19 protein-coding genes and 1 pseudogene are annotated in these 15,214 nt (G+C 60.7%); 8 read left to right on the top strand and 12 right to left on the bottom strand.

Translation table 11 applies throughout. The features are described 5' to 3' along the window. The first annotated feature begins 105 nt into the window (after positions 1-105). The gene (gene dapE, locus EQW76_RS08000; RefSeq protein ID WP_142823889.1) at positions 106-1,299 is read left to right on the top strand and encodes a succinyl-diaminopimelate desuccinylase; all 1,194 of its coding nucleotides are present in this window, start codon (positions 106-108) and stop codon (positions 1,297-1,299) included. Further along, the gene (locus tag EQW76_RS07995; protein ID WP_111216504.1) at positions 1,286-1,888 is read left to right on the top strand and encodes a hypothetical protein; all 603 of its coding nucleotides are present in this window, start codon (positions 1,286-1,288) and stop codon (positions 1,886-1,888) included. The genes dapE and EQW76_RS07995 overlap by 14 nt, the downstream gene beginning before the upstream one ends. A gap of 3 nt (positions 1,889-1,891) precedes the next feature. On the opposite strand, the gene truA is transcribed toward EQW76_RS07995, so the two are convergent. The 8 genes and pseudogenes from truA to EQW76_RS07955 all read right to left on the bottom strand — a co-directional run bounded on the left by truA (position 1,892) and on the right by EQW76_RS07955 (position 7,511). Next, complete coding sequence (gene truA, locus EQW76_RS07990) at positions 1,892-2,695, bottom strand: tRNA pseudouridine(38-40) synthase TruA (RefSeq protein ID WP_142823888.1); 804 nt, start codon at positions 2,693-2,695, stop codon at positions 1,892-1,894. Next, positions 2,695-3,633, bottom strand: a complete 939-nt coding sequence (gene fmt / locus EQW76_RS07985; RefSeq protein WP_142823887.1) for a methionyl-tRNA formyltransferase — start codon at positions 3,631-3,633, stop codon at positions 2,695-2,697. Before fmt ends, truA begins: the two co-directional genes overlap by 1 nt. Before the next feature lie 21 nt (positions 3,634-3,654). Next, positions 3,655-3,789, bottom strand: a pseudogene (locus EQW76_RS29645) (type II toxin-antitoxin system VapC family toxin); the annotation flags it as partial. 26 nt (positions 3,790-3,815) lie between these two features. Beyond that, on the bottom strand, positions 3,816-4,586 hold the full coding sequence (locus tag EQW76_RS07975) for a hypothetical protein (RefSeq protein ID WP_142823886.1): 771 nt from the start codon (positions 4,584-4,586) through the stop codon (positions 3,816-3,818). A gap of 75 nt (positions 4,587-4,661) precedes the next feature. Continuing rightward, complete coding sequence (locus EQW76_RS07970; protein ID WP_142823885.1) at positions 4,662-5,081, bottom strand: type II toxin-antitoxin system VapC family toxin; 420 nt, start codon at positions 5,079-5,081, stop codon at positions 4,662-4,664. Next, positions 5,078-5,341 carry a plasmid stabilization protein gene (locus tag EQW76_RS07965; RefSeq protein WP_142823884.1) on the bottom strand — a complete coding sequence of 88 codons (264 nt, stop codon included), beginning with the start codon at positions 5,339-5,341 and terminating at the stop codon, positions 5,078-5,080. The genes EQW76_RS07970 and EQW76_RS07965 overlap by 4 nt, the downstream gene beginning before the upstream one ends. Before the next feature lie 61 nt (positions 5,342-5,402). Then, positions 5,403-5,918 carry a peptide deformylase gene (def, locus tag EQW76_RS07960; RefSeq protein WP_142823883.1) on the bottom strand — a complete coding sequence of 172 codons (516 nt, stop codon included), beginning with the start codon at positions 5,916-5,918 and terminating at the stop codon, positions 5,403-5,405. A gap of 87 nt (positions 5,919-6,005) precedes the next feature. Next, positions 6,006-7,511 carry a globin-coupled sensor protein gene (locus EQW76_RS07955; RefSeq protein ID WP_142823882.1) on the bottom strand — a complete coding sequence of 502 codons (1,506 nt, stop codon included), beginning with the start codon at positions 7,509-7,511 and terminating at the stop codon, positions 6,006-6,008. Positions 7,512-7,719: 208 nt separating this feature from the next. Between EQW76_RS07955 and rmuC the strand changes: the two genes are divergently transcribed. Both rmuC and EQW76_RS07945 read left to right on the top strand, forming a co-directional pair. Further along, positions 7,720-8,913: a DNA recombination protein RmuC gene (gene rmuC, locus EQW76_RS07950; protein WP_142823881.1), complete on the top strand. Its 1,194-nt coding sequence runs from the start codon at positions 7,720-7,722 to the stop codon at positions 8,911-8,913. Positions 8,914-8,960: 47 nt separating this feature from the next. Beyond that, complete coding sequence (locus tag EQW76_RS07945) at positions 8,961-9,860, top strand: ribokinase (protein WP_142823880.1); 900 nt, start codon at positions 8,961-8,963, stop codon at positions 9,858-9,860. Positions 9,861-9,998: 138 nt separating this feature from the next. Here EQW76_RS07945 and EQW76_RS07940 read toward each other — a convergent pair whose 3' ends face one another. After that, positions 9,999-10,880, bottom strand: coding sequence for a nucleoside hydrolase (locus EQW76_RS07940; RefSeq protein WP_244615241.1), 882 nt, complete (start codon positions 10,878-10,880; stop codon positions 9,999-10,001). Positions 10,881-11,178: 298 nt separating this feature from the next. On the opposite strand from EQW76_RS07940, the gene EQW76_RS07935 reads away from it, so the two are divergent. Next, positions 11,179-11,610, top strand: coding sequence for an Hsp20 family protein (locus EQW76_RS07935; RefSeq protein ID WP_142823878.1), 432 nt, complete (start codon positions 11,179-11,181; stop codon positions 11,608-11,610). Between the two features lie 49 nt (positions 11,611-11,659). Beyond that, a complete protein-coding gene (locus EQW76_RS07930) occupies positions 11,660-11,917 on the top strand; it encodes a DUF1150 family protein (protein WP_142823877.1) in 258 nt (85 codons plus the stop codon). A gap of 148 nt (positions 11,918-12,065) precedes the next feature. On the opposite strand, the gene EQW76_RS07925 is transcribed toward EQW76_RS07930, so the two are convergent. After that, entirely contained in the window at positions 12,066-12,464 is a 399-nt protein-coding gene (locus EQW76_RS07925) for a helix-turn-helix domain-containing protein (protein WP_142823876.1), read from the bottom strand. A 181-nt stretch (positions 12,465-12,645) separates the two neighbouring features. Between EQW76_RS07925 and EQW76_RS29335 the strand changes: the two genes are divergently transcribed. Both EQW76_RS29335 and EQW76_RS29330 read left to right on the top strand, forming a co-directional pair. Beyond that, a complete protein-coding gene (locus tag EQW76_RS29335) occupies positions 12,646-12,813 on the top strand; it encodes a bleomycin resistance protein (protein ID WP_202617125.1) in 168 nt (55 codons plus the stop codon). A gap of 62 nt (positions 12,814-12,875) precedes the next feature. Then, complete coding sequence (locus EQW76_RS29330) at positions 12,876-13,022, top strand: glyoxalase (protein WP_202617124.1); 147 nt, start codon at positions 12,876-12,878, stop codon at positions 13,020-13,022. 102 nt (positions 13,023-13,124) lie between these two features. Here EQW76_RS29330 and trmB read toward each other — a convergent pair whose 3' ends face one another. Further along, entirely contained in the window at positions 13,125-13,826 is a 702-nt protein-coding gene (trmB, locus tag EQW76_RS07915) for a tRNA (guanosine(46)-N7)-methyltransferase TrmB (RefSeq protein WP_142823875.1), read from the bottom strand. Positions 13,827-13,831: 5 nt separating this feature from the next. Next, on the bottom strand, positions 13,832-15,070 hold the full coding sequence (gene metK / locus EQW76_RS07910; RefSeq protein ID WP_142823874.1) for a methionine adenosyltransferase: 1,239 nt from the start codon (positions 15,068-15,070) through the stop codon (positions 13,832-13,834). Between the last annotated feature and the right edge of the window lie 144 nt (positions 15,071-15,214).

Raw genomic sequence — 15,214 nt, 5'->3', positions numbered from 1 at the left:
ACGGGAGCGTCCGGAACAGCAAAAGCTCCATTTCGAGCCTGAGTATTTATCGCCGTTCCGACATTTGCCATCGCTTTGCCATTTCCCGCCGGATACATCGTTGTCATGAACACCACCGATCCCGTCGCCAATCTCCAGACCCTGATCCGCTGCCCGTCGGTAACACCCGCCGACGCCGGTGCTCTTTCGGCACTGACCGACATGCTGTTGCCGCTCGGCTTCGTCGTCGAACGGATGACTGCCAGCGAACCTGGCATTCCCGACATCGACAATCTCTATGCCCGGCTCGGCCATGAGGGGCCGCATTTGATGTTTGCCGGCCATACAGACGTCGTGCCTGTTGGCGACGAAGCAAGCTGGAGCCATCCGCCCTTTGCCGCCGAAATCGCCGATGGCCAGATATTCGGACGCGGCGCGGTCGATATGAAAGGCGGTATCGCCTGCTTTGCTGCTGCTGTTGCCCGCTATATCGCCCGGCACGGCGCGCCAAAGGGCTCGATCTCGTTTCTGATTACCGGCGACGAGGAAGGGCCGGCGATCAACGGCACCACCAAGCTACTCAAATGGGCTGCCGAAAAGGGCGAGACATGGGACGCCTGCCTGGTGGGCGAACCGACCAATCCCGACAGGCTCGGCGACATGATCAAGATAGGTCGGCGCGGTTCACTGTCGGGCAGAATCACCGTCAACGGCGTCCAGGGCCACGCGGCCTATCCTGACCTCGCCGACAATCCGGTGCGCAGTATTCTCGCCCTGACGCAGGCGCTGATGCATCCGCCATTCGACGCGGGCACTGACAATTTCCAGCCATCCAACCTCGAAGTGACGACGCTCGACGTCGGCAACGGCGCTACCAACGTCATCCCGGCGAAGGCGACGGCAAGCTTCAATATCCGTTTCAACGACACATGGACGGCAGATACGCTGAAGGCCGAGATCGTCGCACGGCTCGACCGGGCGGCAGCCGACCAGACGCTGCGTCCGGGTCGTCCGCCGGCATCCTACGAGATCGCCTGGGCGGAGCGGCCGAGCCATGTGTTCCTCACCCGCAACAACGAGTTGATCGCCTCGCTTTCGTCAGCTGTGGAGACGGTGACCGGGCAGGCGCCCAGACTGTCCACGACCGGCGGCACGTCGGATGCGCGTTTCATCAAGGACTATTGTCCGGTCGTAGAATTCGGCCTCGTCGGCCAGACCATGCACATGGTCGACGAGCGCGTTGCGGTCGCCGATCTCGAAACGCTGACGGCAATCTACGAGACATTCCTCGAACGCTGGTTCCAGAATGCCGACGTATAGGGAAGTCCAGTACTATCTGGCCGGGCTCTGGCTGCTGGTGCGCAACGACGCGCGCGGTTTCAACTACCTCGACATCTCCGATCGGGGCCTGACACGGTCTTTCTGGGCCGTTCTCTGGTGCCTGCCACCGATCGGCATTTCCTGGCTTTGGTGGCAGCAGACCTATCTGTCGGCCATGCCGCCGGGCAGCGCCACCGGGCCAGCCTTCTTCTTCCGCCTCGGCCTCGTGGAGGCGGCAAACTGGCTGGTACCGCCCGTCATGGCAGGCTTGCTGCTGCTGCTTTTCAGGAGTGGCGAAAAATTCCAGCCTGTCGTCGTCGCCATGAACTGGCTGGGTCTGCCGCTTGCCTACCTGAACGCGTTGCTGATCGCGCTCATCGCCTTCGTGCCGGGATCGGCCGGCCTCACCGCCATCCTGTGGCTGGTGCTGATGATGGCGCTGATCTTCGCGCTTGCCCGCATCCTGCGGATGATCTGCGGACCGCATCCGCTGTTCGTCGCGGCGATGACACTGATGATGATGGTTCCGCCGATGCTGCTGACGGACTTCCTGCAGCATTTCCTCGGCATCTATCCGCCCGGCTCCTGACGCCTATTCCCGTGCCGGGCGCGGCTGCTCACTCTGGCGAATGCGGCGGGCATCGGGATCTGCGGGATAGTCGACCTGCAGGAAATATAGCCCCTCCGGCGGCGCTACCGGGCCGCAGGCCTTTCGATCCCGCGCCTCGAGCGCAGCGCGGACATCCTCGACCGACCATTTTCCCTCGCCGACCATCTTCAACGTGCCGGCAAAGGAGCGGATCTGATTGTGCAGGAAGCTCTGCGCCGTGGCGCGGATTTCAATCAGATCGCCATTGCGGGTGACATCCAGCCGGTCGAGGGTGCGCAGCGGACTGTTGGCCTGGCAATGGATCGAGCGGAAGGTGGTGAAGTCGTGATAGCCGATCAGCGTCTGGGCTGCCGCATGCATCGGAACATGGTCGAGATCCTTGGATACCCACCAGGCGCGCTTTGCCTCCAGCGCCAGCGGCGCCTTGCGGCTGATGATACGATAGAGATAGTGCCGGCGATGGGCGGAAAAGCGCGCGTCGAAGCGTTCATCGACCTCGGCGGCATCGATGATCGAGACACGCTCGCGGGCCTTGCCGAGATAGGCGTTCAGGGCATTGCGCAGGGTATGCGACGGCCACGTCTTCGACAGGTCGGCGTGGACCACCTGCCCCATCGCATGCACACCGGAATCGGTGCGGCCTGCGCCGCGCACCAGAACGGCCTCGCCCGTCAGCGCCAGGATAGCGTTCTCGATGGCCGACTGGACGGAATGGCCGTTGTCCTGCTTCTGCCAGCCGACATAGGGCGTGCCGTCATATTCGACAGTCATGCGGTATCGCGGCATCAGGCGAGCCTCGTGCCATGAGGTATCGGCGTGCCGCGCAGGAAATCTAAGGCAGCCAGCGGCTTGCCGCCAGCCTTCTGCAACCGCGTCAGCCGCACCGCGCCGGTCTCGCAGGCAATGGTAAGATCGTCAGACAGCACAGTGCCAGCAACGCCCTCGCCACCCGCCACCATCTCGGATGCCAGCACCTTGATGCGCTCCGGCTTGCCCGAGATCTCCATCTCGAACCAGGCGCCGGGCGCCGGCGACAGGCCGCGAATGTGGTTGTGCACATCGGCCGCGGATTTGTGGAAGTCGATCCGTGTCTCGGCCTTGTCGATCTTGGCGGCATAGACCGCGCCCTCGGCTGGCTGCGACGTCAGCGGCAGATCATTCATCTCCAGCCGGACCATGGCCTCGCCCATCGCCTTGGCTCCGACCTGGCTCAGCCTGTCGTGCAGTTCGCCCGCCGTCATCGTCTCTGAAATCGCGACCTCGCGGGTGAGCGCCAACGGGCCGGTATCGAGGCCCTTGTCCATCTTCATCACCATCATGCCGGTCTTGGTGTCGCCTGCCATGATCGCCCGCTGGATCGGCGCCGCCCCGCGCCAGCGCGGCAGCAGCGACGCATGGCCGTTGTAGCAGCCGAGCGCCGTGCCATCGAGGATCGCCTGCGGAAGCAGCAGCCCGTAGGCGACGACGACGGCGACATCTGCCTTGAGGTCGATAAAGCGCTGGCGCTCTTCGGGATCCTTGAAATTGACCGGCGTGTAGACGGGCAGGCCCAGAAGTTCGGCGGCTTGGTGAACGGGCGATTTCTGCAGTTCCAGCCCGCGCCTGCCGCCGGCGCGCGGCGGCTGCGTGTAGACAGCGACGATGCGATGACCGGCGTCGACCAGGGTGCGCAGGGTCGGCACCGAAAAGGCCGGTGTTCCCATGAAGATGATGCTGAGAGACATGCGATCGTCCGTCGTTGCGATTTAACCGCCTTCAAACGGCTTTATCGGCGCGAGATCAAGCCCCTCGAAGTCTTTTGTCTTGCGCGTCGCCAATGTCGCACCGTGTGAGAGGCATGTCCTGGCGATCGTCGCGTCCTTGGTTTGACGGAGGGGCCGGCATTTTTACCCTCCGAACTCCGCGCTTAGGTTTCCCCGTCGGGCAACCAGACTCTGAGTTCGCCGACCGCCCTGAAACCAAGCTTCGTCATTTCACCGAGCGCGTCGCCGCTGTCATATCCAACCAGCGGCGCATTGCGTGAAAACGCTGTCGCTGCCAGTGAAACTGCATCCCGGAATGCATCTGGCGTACCATTGAGGCTGAAGATGTTGGAGATGCCGACAGCCTTCGGCGATTGGTTCACGATGCATCCGGCATCAAAGCTGCCGCCGGCCAGTCGACCGTAGATATGTATGTCGGGATCCAGAAGCAGTGCGGGTGTGAAGACGTTGGCATCGGTCGGGCTACCTGAGTCTTTCCAGGATTGCTCCCAGCGAGCCAGCGCCGCCCCGTCGCCTATGCGTCCCCAGCCATGAGGTCTATCCGCCGGCAGGTCGTGGGGTTCAGCCCAAATCCATGAGGCGGAAAACAACATCTTGAACCCCCTGCTCACCAGATCGAGCCTGCAAAAGCCATCCTTCAAGCCGGGTCGTTTTCCCAGTCTCTCTGTCAGCCGAGCAATTTCAGACAGCTGCTCCTCGGTCGAATGAGGCTCAAGTGTTGTCATGTTGGAATAATACGGCGGCGCGACCGCATCGCTGGACCAGAATGCCGTGGTTCGCTGGTCGGCCAGTCCGTGGGAACGGAACATTGCCTGATAGAGGTCGGCATTGTTCGCGGCGCAAATACGGGCTTTTTCCAAGTCCGAGCGTGTCGTATCCGTTTGATAGTTGTTCCGAGACGAAATGCTCACCATGACAAAGCCTTTTTCTCGACACGTCCGAAACCTGTTCTGCACATCTCACGAAATGCGATTGTCCGTCGTTACGATTTAGCCACCTTGAAACGGGTTTATCAGAACTAGATCAAGCCCCTCGAAGTCTTTCGTGTTGCGCGTCGCCAGCGTCGCGCCATGCGAGAGGCAGATCGCGGCGATCATGGCGTCCTTGGTTTCGATGGAGCGTCCTGCATTTTTTCTTGCGGCACTGATAGTTGCATAAAGGTGCGCCGCACCCAGTGAAAAATCGAGAATACGTCCGGAGAATGCAGCTTCAATGCGATCAAAAGTCGATGCCAGTTGTTGGCGCCGCTTGCCTTCAGGTAGCAGCGCTATGCCGTACCGAACTTCTCCGACAGTAATCGTCGTCAGGAAAATCCGCTCGATCGCATAGTCATCCAGCCAGGCCAAGATCCCTTCGCTGTGCGTTCGCCCCTCCAACTCGGAAATCACGTTCGTGTCGAGGACGATCATCCGTCGAACCGGGGCGGCTCACGATCCGGTTGATGGCGGAAAGCTGAAATAGCTTCGATGTCGGCGTCGTCGAAACGCTCTTCGCCAAGTATAGCTCGCAAACGCCCACCGGCGGAGGTACCGGTATCGTCGGGAGTTGGCAATGCTCGTTGCAGTTGGTCGATGGCTTCTTCGGAAATGCTGCGTCCGTTGCGGCGAGCAATTTCCTCAAGCCTCATCTTCAAGGCTTGGTCTACGCCACGCAGCAGTAAGTTACCCATAGGCGCCTCCCTGATATCTCCCGTATCATAGAGGACGCTGCCAAGAGTTTCAATCTGGGCTTCAGCCCGCCTTGGTCTTGGCGGCCTTGGTGAACTTCTTGATGACCATTTCGCGCTTCAGTCGCGAGATGTGGTCGATGAAGAGGACGCCGTTCAGGTGGTCGATCTCGTGCTGCAGGCAGGTCGCGAGCAGGCCGTCGGCCTTGACGGTCTGCTTGACGCCTTCGACATCGAAATACTCGACCGTCACCTCTGCCGGGCGCTCGACTTCGGCGTAGTAGTCGGGGATGGAGAGACAGCCCTCCTCATAGACCGACCGCTCTTCCGACGACGCGACAATCTCGGGGTTAATGAACACCAGCGGCGTCTTCTCCTCTCCCTCGCGCGAAAGGTCGATGACCAGCATGCGCCGGTCGACACCCATTTGCACAGCAGCAAGGCCAATGCCCGGCGCGTCGTACATCGTGTCCAGCATATCGGTTGCCAGCCGCTTGGTCTCGGCGTCGAAGCGTTCGAACGGCTTCGAGACTACGCGCAGCAGCGGATCGGGGAGAATGATAAGAGGCTTGATCGTCATAAAGTCTCCCATAGCCCATCTTTGTTTGGGAGGGAATTATGAACATGGCCGCAAAACGGGTTTTTTGCGGCCATGTTTGATGGCCGCTCAGGCCGCGCGACGTTTCTCGCCCTGGATGTTGCCATTGCGGATATCGGCCTGCGTCTTGAAGCCGCTGAGAAGGGCGACGAGAGTATTCGCCTCATTGCGCAGATGCCGTGTCTCGGCGGATGTACGTTCGACCATCGCTGCGTTCTGCTGGGTTATCGTATCCATGTTGCGCACGGCGGCACTGACCTCGGCGACGCCGATTGCCTGATCCTTGGCAGCAGCGGCAATATCGCCGACAAACTTGTTGACGCCGTCGATCCGGCTGATCATGTCCGCAAGGGCGACGCCGGTGTTCGAAACGATGGTGACACCGGCGTTGACCTGGGTTGAGCTCTGCGAGATCAGATCCTTGATCTCCTTGGCGGCACTGGCAGAGCGCTGCGCCAGCTGCCGTACCTCCTGCGCCACCACGGCAAAGCCCTTTCCGGCATCGCCGGCCCGGGCTGCCTCGACGCCAGCGTTGAGCGCCAGAAGGTTGGTCTGGAAGGCGATCTCGTCGATGACGCCGATGATCTTCGAGATTTCGGTGGAGGATTTCTCGATCTCAGCCATGGCGGCAACGGCGCTGTTGACCAGATCGCCCGAGCTTTTCGCCTGCTGCTGGGTTTCGCCTACGGCAACGGAGGCCCTGGCCGCATTGGATGCCGTCTGGCCGACGCTGACAGCCAGCTGCTGCAGTGCTGCAGAACTCTGCTCGACGCCGGCGGCCTGCTGCGCCGTGCGCATGGAAAGGTCATCCGTCGCCTTCGACATAAGGTCCGTACCGCTCAACACCCCTTCGGACGTGGCGCGAACACCACCGATGGAATGGCGGAGAGCCGCTACCGCGTTGTTGTAGTCGCTGGCCATCTTCTGAAAGGCGCCCGGGAGGTTTTCCGGCAATACCGCCTCGAAGTCGCCCTTGGACAGAGATTCGAGGCCGCGGCTCAAATGCTCCATGGCTATGCGCTGATCGGCCTCGGCGCGGGTTCGATCCTGCTCCAGGACCTGGCGTTTCTCGTCCAGTTCGGCGAGGTAGACGGAGATCGCGTAGTCGATGTCGAGGAAAGTCGCCTTGACGACGGCCGCCAGCTTGTTCGACAGGCCCCGGGCGTGGCGTTTGCCGAAGCGCGACGGCCAGTGCTTCTCCATGATGCCATGCATCAGTTCCGTCAGCACCAGGGCGTAGCCGCCGATGTACCAGCTGGGATCGAGGCCGATGCGCGCATGGGTCTTGCCGACAGCAGTTACGCCAGCCACGTAGTTGGAATCGAATTGTCCATTCGACAGATGTCCCCAGTGGCTTTCCTGGCGCGCCTTGGCGCCGTCCATGTGGGCTTTGTCTCGGAAGAAATGGGAAATAGCGGGTGTCCGGCCCATCTTCGCATAAAGCTTGTCGAGCGCGCCGCCGAGGAGCTCCGAAAGCGTCGGGCGCATTTCGCGCAGGGTCTCGCGGGTGGCGTCGTCGATCTCGATGAAGTCCAGGCGTTGTCTGAGGGTGGATGTGTCGGGCGCAGCTTTCATCTTGATCTCGGTCTGAATGAGGCTTCCGCACGCCAAGCGTGCAGGTTAAAGGCAATCTGCCAGACTTGACCGATTTGCATTGACCATCCGTTAACTTTGTTACCCAGATTTCGCCCGGTATAGACAGTTTACATTGTTCACGTTTTGATCTGGCTTTTACCCTGACTGGCGTTATAGTCCGGCGATCTCCAACTATCGCCAGGATGCCATGACGATCTCCCTTTTTGGTTCCGACTTCCAGACGGTGCAGTTGCTGTACAGCGCGGTCGGCCTGCTCGTTCTTGTCATCGTGATCCTGCTGGTCCGCAGTGCCGGGAGAAGGCAGAGCGACGACGAGATGGATTTTCGCGCAGCAGAGGCGGAGCAGCGGATGGCGGAGATGCTGCGGCTTCAGGCCGAGATGCAGGGCCGTCTGGCGACGATGACCGAGGTGTTTGGCAGTCGCCAGGCGGAGTTCAACCACGCCGTCAACCAGCGTCTCGACGGGATGTCGCACCGGGTGACCAGCACGCTCAACGAACAGACGAAATCGACGCATGAAAACCTGCAGAAACTGCAGGAGCGGCTCGGCGTCATCGATGCCGCACAGACCAATATCCAGTCGCTTGCAAAGGATGTCGTCGGGCTGCAGGCGATCCTGTCCAACAAGCAGACGCGCGGCGCCTTCGGCCAGGCACGGATGGAGACCATAGTTGCCGACGGCCTGCCGTTCGGCGCCTATGCCTTCCAGCACACGCTGTCGAACGGGTCGCGGCCCGATTGCATCATCCATATGCCAAACGGACTGCCGCCGCTGGTGGTCGATGCAAAATTCCCGCTGGAAGCCTGGAACGCCATCCGCGCGGCCTCCAGCCCGGAAATGGTACGCATCGCCGGCCAACAGTTTCGCCGCGACATGGAAGTCCACATCCGCGATATCTCCGAGAAATATCTGATCCAGGGCGAGACCCAGGACACTGCCTTTCTCTTCGTACCATCGGAATCGATCTTTGCCGAGATTCACGAAAAGTTCGAGGGTGTTATCCAGAAAGCGCACCGCGCGCAGATCGTCATCGTCTCTCCGTCCCTGCTGATGCTATCGATCCAGGTGATCCAGTCTGTCCTGAAGGATCAGCGGATGCGTGAGCAGGCGCATCTCATCCAGGGCGAAGTGGCGCTGCTGATGGCCGATCTCGGTCGTCTCGATGAGCGTGTCACCAAACTCCAGGGACATTTCTCCGCTGCCCAGAAGGATGTCGAGATGATCGCCACGTCCTCCTCGAAGCTTGCGAGGCGCGGCCAGAAGATCGAGGCGCTGGACCTGACAGAGCACTCCGAGGCGGTACGCGAGCCGGCAGAACCATCACGCGGTGTCGAAAGCCGTACTGGACTTCTGAAGCTGAGGGTGGTTGACGAGGACTAAGCGCTTCGGCAGTGTCGCGCCGACATTCCAGCAGAGCAGGCATTCCCATGATCACAGTATTCGGCTCCATCAACATGGACCTCGTTGCAACCACGGACCGGCTGCCGAAGCCCGGGGAAACCGTTGCCGGCAACGGCTTTGCAACGGCTGCCGGCGGCAAGGGTGCAAACCAGGCGCTGGCCGCCCGGCGCGCCGGAGCAACGGTGCGCATGGCCGGAGCTGTCGGCACCGATGGCTTCGCCGAACCTGCGCTGGCGCTGCTGGCAGAAGCCAGCACCGATCTCGGCGCGGTAAAGCATGTCGAGGGCCCAACCGGGACAGCACTCATCCTCGTCGGCGGCGACGGTGAAAACGTCATTGTCGTGGTGCCCGCCGCGAATGGTGCCGTCACCGCCGAAGACGCCACTGCTGCGGTGGCCGGACTGAAGGCCGGCGATATCCTCATGCTGCAGCTCGAGGTGCCCGGGAATGCGGTGGAGGCGGCGCTAGGCGCTGCCAAGGCCGCCGGCGTCCAGACCATCCTCAACCTCGCGCCGCTAACATCAGATGCCAAGCGGCTTGGCCGGCTGGCCGACATCGTCATCGCCAACGAAACCGAATTCGAGCTTCTGGCAGGCCAGGACGGAATGACGGCTGCCGACCGTGAAGCGGCAATGACCCGACTGCATGGGGAAACCGGGCAGACGCTCATCGTCACACTCGGCGGCGACGGTGTGGTTGCCATAAGGGACGGCGTACTGTCGCGCGCCAAGGGCCTCGTTATCGAGCCCATCGACACGGTCGGTGCCGGCGACACGTTCTGCGGATATTTCGCCGCGAGCCTCGATCAGGGCCTGGATTTCGAGGCCGCACTCCGTCGCGCCGCCGTCGCCGGCTCCCTCGCCTGCCTTTCAGCCGGAGCTCAGCCATCGATACCCCTAGCCGAAGCGGTCGCCGCAAGGCTCTGATCGGTGTCTCACGGATAATCTGGTGTAGTTCTGCCCGGAATGTACGGCAAACTTAGCAGTGCTATAAAAAGCGGGAATTGACTGAAATAACAAAGGCCGCCGGGACAATCCGGCGGCCTTAAACCCTGTTCCGAATTCTCAGATCCGCGCAAAGCGCTCCGTAAGCAGCGCAAAAAATCCATCGGCGTCGACGGATCGCATGAACCGGGCGTTGCGCTTGCGATCTGTCACGTGCCACCAGTCGACGACCATCATGCCGATTGTGAGCTCCGAGTTGACCTCGATCTCGACATTGCAGGTGCGGCCGTCGAAAAGCTCTGGCTTCAGCAGGTAGGCAATGACGGTCGGATCGTGCAGCGGGCCGCCGTCTGAGCCGTATTTCTCGATATCGAAGCGCTCGAAGAACTCCAGCATCTCGGCCATGGCCTTCGCCGGCGGGGTGCCGATGTCGGCGATCTTGCGGACCCTGTCCTTGCGGGTCAGCAGCTGATGGGTGACATCGAGCGGCATGATGACCACCGGTACGCCCGACTGCATGACGATGTCGGCCGCCTCGGGATCAACGAAGATATTGAACTCGGCGGCCGGCGTAATGTTGCCGCCCTCAAAGAAGCCGCCGCCCATCATCACCAATTCCTGAACGCGCCCGACGATTTCCGGCGCCTTGCGGAACGCCGTGGCGATATTGGTGAGCGGGCCGAGGGTGCAAAGCGTCACCGTGCCCGCGGGCTCGCGCAACAGTGTCTCGATGATGAAGTCGACGCTGTGTTGCGGCTGCAGCGCCATCGTCGGCTCGGCAAGCTCCGGACCATCCAGCCCCGTCTTGCCGTGCACGTGCTCCGCAGTCACCAGCGGCCGGGCAATCGGCCGGTCGCAACCGGCAAAAACCTTGATATCGCGGCGATCGCAAAGCTCGCAGACGATCCGCGCATTGCGGCTGGTCATGGGCAGCGGCACGTTGCCGGCTACGGTGGTGATACCGAGAATTTCAAGCTCGTCCGGGCTGCCGAACGCCAGCATGATGGCTGCTGCGTCGTCCTGTCCCGGATCGGTATCGATGATGATCTTCCTTGCCAAACGAGCGTCCTCTTCCCTTGTCACTGCGGCGTCACTGCGCCTGTTCCACCCCTTTTTGACGCCATTCGAACTGCTTTTGTCAAGCAAGTGCTGCAACCATAGCGGCATCGAATATCCCGCTGGATTCCGATTGCGTCAGGCAGCGTGCTTGCGCCGAAAGCAGGCAATGCCCATATTGCGGCCATCCGGATGCTGAGATGCAGGTCCGGCAGGGTCGCTTGACAACCAAGGACTTGTAGAGATGAGCCGTATGACGCCTTTTGCCAGCCCTCTCCTGTTGGGCTTCGACGCCATGGAAAAGACCCTCGAGCGGATTTCCAAGATCAGCGATGGATACCCACCCTATAATATCGAGCGAATGCAGGCCGAACCGGCAACTGGCGAACCGGAGCGATTGCGCATCACGCTTGCCGTTGCCGGCTTCAGCGAGGACGAACTCGAAGTCACAACGGAAGAAAACCAGCTGATCATTCGCGGCCGGCAGATCGAGCAGGAGGCACGTGACTATCTCTACCGGGGCATCGCAGCCCGGCAGTTCCAGCGCGTCTTCGTACTGGCCGAAGGGATGCATGTCCTTGGCGCGGCATTGAAAAACGGTTTGCTTTCGGTCGATCTTATCAGACCGGAACCGCCGCGTGGGGTGAAGAAAATTAACATTTCGGTCCCAGAGTAAGGCAACGGCGAATCCGAGCCGTTGGTCCCCCACGCTGGAGGAACGGGAAATGTTACTCAAAGAAGCCACCGCACGCCTCACCGAAAACGAACTCGTATCGCTCGGCAGCGGCGAAGTCGCCTATGTCCGCAAGATCCGCCAGGAGGAAGTGTCCCGTTGCTTCCCGGAAGCTCCGGACATCGATCCCACAGTTGATCTGTGGGCTCTTTTCGGCGCCGACGGCACCCCCATCCTGTTGACCGACAACCGTTCCAGCACCTTCTTCAAGGCTGCCGAAGACGAGTTGAAAACCGTCAGCCTGCACTGAGTTTGCAGCTGGTCCAGGCGGCAAAATGCCAACGGGCTTTTTCCGCCCAACGCAAAATATAAATAAGCCGTTCGCCAAATCCGACGTGCTCTTAAAGCGGTGCGGCGGCTATAGCGGCACCGGCGGATCTCCCGCTGCAGGTATTCTGCTACCGGGCGTCAGACACCGCTCGTGCTGCCTTGACGTTATCCGCGTTATGGCCGACCCAGTCGACCAGGCCTTGGAGCGCTGGCAACAGGCTCTGCCCCATGGGGGTCAGCTCATATTCCACCCGTGGCGGCACTTCCGCGAAAATCTCCCGGATAACCAGACCGTCCCGCTCCAAGTTGCGGAGCGTGAGTGCCAACATTCTCTCGGAAATAGTGGGTATCGATCTATTTAGCTCCGAAAACCGGGCCCGCTCACCCGGCAGCATGGAGAGCGCAAGCATCACGAAAATACTCCACTTGTCTCCGACCTTTGTGAGCAGCTCACGGAAGGCGATCGGGTCTTCATGGCCGCACAGGAGCCCGGGCGCCAGCTGCTTTTTCGCGATGATCTTCGCCATACTTACTTCCCTGTTCGTAGCAGCGGTGAACGTGCGTTCTTGTGGAGAAACAGCTATCGACGTACAACTTACTTACGAAAGGTTAGCTTAGCACCGAAAGGAAGACAACCGCACTGCGGTCGTCTGGATCAGAGGTAGTACAGCTTTTCGAACGTATAAATCCAGAAGACAGGACGTCATCATGCTTGACCACATCATCCTGACCGTCAGCGACATTAAGGCTTCGTTGGCGTTTTACGAAGCCGTATTGGAGCCGCTGAACATCAGATTTTTCGTGCCCTACAAAGGTGAAAACGGCCACCCTGATCTCTGGGTTTTGGCGACGGTCAAAGCGCTATTTTCTGGCTGAAGCAAGGGAAACCCAATCCTGACGCTATTCACTGGGGTTTCAAAGCGGTCAGCAACGCCCTTGTGGATAGATTTTATGAAGTGGCCATCGCCGCCGGCGCGCGTGACAATATCTCTCCACGGGCGCGGCTTGAGTATTATCCCGGTTATTACGCCGCCGACGTCATCGATCCTGATGGCTATTCGTTCGAAGTTGTCCACAAGAGCTGATCCCGCCACTGCGGCATGCGGTTGTGCGTGCGGTGCCAGGTGCCGAGTTTGATTGCGCTGCTTGGAGCTGCGGATTGTCGGCATGAAAGGTTAAGGCGGTGGTCAAACCCGCTTAAACGTCAGATAGGCCGAGGAGCGGCCTTCGCGTTTGGCTTTGGCTTCGTAGCGCGTGCCGGGCCAGCCGTCATAAGGTGTGAGCCAGTCGGCGGCGTTTTTCGCCGTCCATTCGAAGCCGCCATGGGCCTTACAGTGCTGCAGCGTCCAGTTGATGTATGTGTCGATGTCGGATGCGAAGCAGAATATTGCGCCGGGCTTCAGGACTCGGTGAAAGCGGGCGAGATTGACCGCGGAGACGAAGCGGCGTTTCCAGTGGCGTGTTTTCGGCCAAGGATCCGGATAGAGCAGGTCGATCTGGTCGAGACAGGCGTCCGGCAGCCAATCGAGCAACTGCGTGGCATCGTCGTTGTAGACGCGGATGTTCTGCACACCCGCTTCCTCGACATGGGCAAGCAGCTTCTGCATCGAATTGACGAAGGGCTCGACACCGATGAAACCGGTCGTCGGGTTTTCCTTGGCCCGGTGGATCAGGTGCTCGCCGCCGCCGAATCCGATTTCGAGCCGCAGTCGTTCAACCTGAACTGGAAACAGCGCCTGGAGAGAAGCAGGCGCAGGCGTGTCGAGATCAACCATGAAGGCGGGCAGTAGGGTTTCCAGCCGCCCTGCCTGCTGGCCACGCAGGGGCTTGCCCTTGCGCCGACCGTAGAAGGCTTCCGTTGCCCGCGATCGGCGCTCGGTATCGTTCATGACATTCAGGCCTTGATGGCTTCCTTGAGCGGCTTCACGAGGTCGAGCTTCTCCCAGGAGAAGGAACCGTCGCGACCGGCCTTGCGGCCAAAGTGGCCATAGGCGGAGGTCTTGGCGTAGATCGGCTTGTTGAGGTCCAGATGGCGGCGGATACCGGTCGGCGACAGGTCCATCACCTTACGGATGGCAGCTTCGACCTGATCCTCGGTGTACTTGCCGGTCTGGTGCAGATCGACATAGATCGACAGCGGCTGGGCAATGCCGATCGCATAGGCGATCTGGATGGTGCAGCGGTCGGAGAGACCGGCGGCAACGACGTTCTTGGCGAGATAGCGGGCTGCATAGGCAGCAGAGCGGTCGACCTTGGTGGTGTCCTTGCCGGAGAAGGCGCCGCCGCCGTGCGGAGCAGCACCGCCGTAGGTGTCGACGATGATCTTGCGGCCTGTCAGGCCGGCGTCGCCATCGGGACCGCCGATGACGAACTTGCCGGTTGGATTGATGTACCAGGCGCAATCGGCAGCGACCGGCAGGTCGCCGAATGCTTCCATGATGTAGGGCTCGACGACCGAGCGGACCTTCTTCGAGTCCCAGCTTTCGTCGAGATGCTGGGTCGACAGAACGATCGAGGTGACTTCTGCAGGCTTGCCGTCGACGTAGCGGACGGTGACCTGGCTCTTTGCATCCGGGCCGAGCTTGCCGGCTTCGCCTTCATGCTTCTTGCGGGCGGTGGCAAGCAGCTGCAGGATCAGGTGCGAATAGTAGATCGGTGCCGGCATAAGGTCCGGCGTTTCGCGGCAGGCGTAACCAAACATGATGCCCTGGTCGCCAGCGCCTTCATCGCCCTGCTTGTCGGACGCGTTGTCGACGCCTTGCGCGATGTCGGCCGACTGCGAGTGCAGCAGGACATCGATCTTCGCCGTCTTCCAGTGAAAGCCTTCCTGCTCGTAGCCGATATCCTTGATCGCCTTGCGGGCAGCTGTCTTGAACTTGGCCGGATTGATGACGTCCTTGCCGTCCTTGTCCTTCTTCATCAGGCTCGGCGGCAGGCGGACCTCACCGGCGATAACCACCCGGTTGGTGGTCGCCAGGGTTTCGCAGGCAATGCGGACACTCCAGGGATCGATGCCGGTCTTTGCGGCTTCACGGTAGACCAGATCGACGATTTCGTCGGAGATGCGGTCACAGACCTTGTCCGGGTGACCTTCGGCAACAGACTCACTGGTAAAGAGGTAGTTGGCACGCATGCGGGAATTCCCCTCAAAGAATAAAGCTGGGTCTGTGTTAGTCAGTTCAAAGCCGAATGACAAGGCACAGAAGGACATGGATATATCTTTATATCCCACTTTCCGGTTAAGATTTTTGCGCCAAACATGCAAAAGGCGGCCAAA

It is taken from the genome of Rhizobium sp. rho-13.1 (assembly GCF_007000305.1).
In the GTDB taxonomy this organism is placed as follows: Bacteria; Pseudomonadota; Alphaproteobacteria; order Rhizobiales; family Rhizobiaceae; genus Rhizobium; species Rhizobium rhododendri.
Note: the sequence above shows the minus strand (reverse complement) of the source record. Positions and strands in the feature narration are given on the sequence as shown.

Coding starts and splice junctions, on each gene's coding strand:
- trmB (WP_142823875.1), bottom strand. CDS start 13,826: ATGAACGATACCGAGCGCCGATCGCGGGCAACGGAAGCCTTCTACGGT.
- rmuC (WP_142823881.1), top strand. CDS start 7,720: ATGACGATCTCCCTTTTTGGTTCCGACTTCCAGACGGTGCAGTTGCTG.
- EQW76_RS07925 (WP_142823876.1), bottom strand. CDS start 12,464: ATGGCGAAGATCATCGCGAAAAAGCAGCTGGCGCCCGGGCTCCTGTGC.
- EQW76_RS07940 (WP_244615241.1), bottom strand. CDS start 10,880: ATGCTGGCGTTCGGCAGCCCGGACGAGCTTGAAATTCTCGGTATCACC.
- EQW76_RS29335 (WP_202617125.1), top strand. CDS start 12,646: ATGCTTGACCACATCATCCTGACCGTCAGCGACATTAAGGCTTCGTTG.
- EQW76_RS07995 (WP_111216504.1), top strand. CDS start 1,286: ATGCCGACGTATAGGGAAGTCCAGTACTATCTGGCCGGGCTCTGGCTG.
- EQW76_RS07930 (WP_142823877.1), top strand. CDS start 11,660: ATGTTACTCAAAGAAGCCACCGCACGCCTCACCGAAAACGAACTCGTA.
- EQW76_RS07935 (WP_142823878.1), top strand. CDS start 11,179: ATGAGCCGTATGACGCCTTTTGCCAGCCCTCTCCTGTTGGGCTTCGAC.
- EQW76_RS07955 (WP_142823882.1), bottom strand. CDS start 7,511: ATGAAAGCTGCGCCCGACACATCCACCCTCAGACAACGCCTGGACTTC.
- dapE (WP_142823889.1), top strand. CDS start 106: ATGAACACCACCGATCCCGTCGCCAATCTCCAGACCCTGATCCGCTGC.
- EQW76_RS07975 (WP_142823886.1), bottom strand. CDS start 4,586: ATGGTGAGCATTTCGTCTCGGAACAACTATCAAACGGATACGACACGC.
- EQW76_RS07970 (WP_142823885.1), bottom strand. CDS start 5,081: ATGATCGTCCTCGACACGAACGTGATTTCCGAGTTGGAGGGGCGAACG.
- metK (WP_142823874.1), bottom strand. CDS start 15,070: ATGCGTGCCAACTACCTCTTTACCAGTGAGTCTGTTGCCGAAGGTCAC.
- fmt (WP_142823887.1), bottom strand. CDS start 3,633: ATGTCTCTCAGCATCATCTTCATGGGAACACCGGCCTTTTCGGTGCCG.
- EQW76_RS07965 (WP_142823884.1), bottom strand. CDS start 5,341: ATGGGTAACTTACTGCTGCGTGGCGTAGACCAAGCCTTGAAGATGAGG.
- EQW76_RS07945 (WP_142823880.1), top strand. CDS start 8,961: ATGATCACAGTATTCGGCTCCATCAACATGGACCTCGTTGCAACCACG.
- def (WP_142823883.1), bottom strand. CDS start 5,918: ATGACGATCAAGCCTCTTATCATTCTCCCCGATCCGCTGCTGCGCGTA.
- truA (WP_142823888.1), bottom strand. CDS start 2,695: ATGCCGCGATACCGCATGACTGTCGAATATGACGGCACGCCCTATGTC.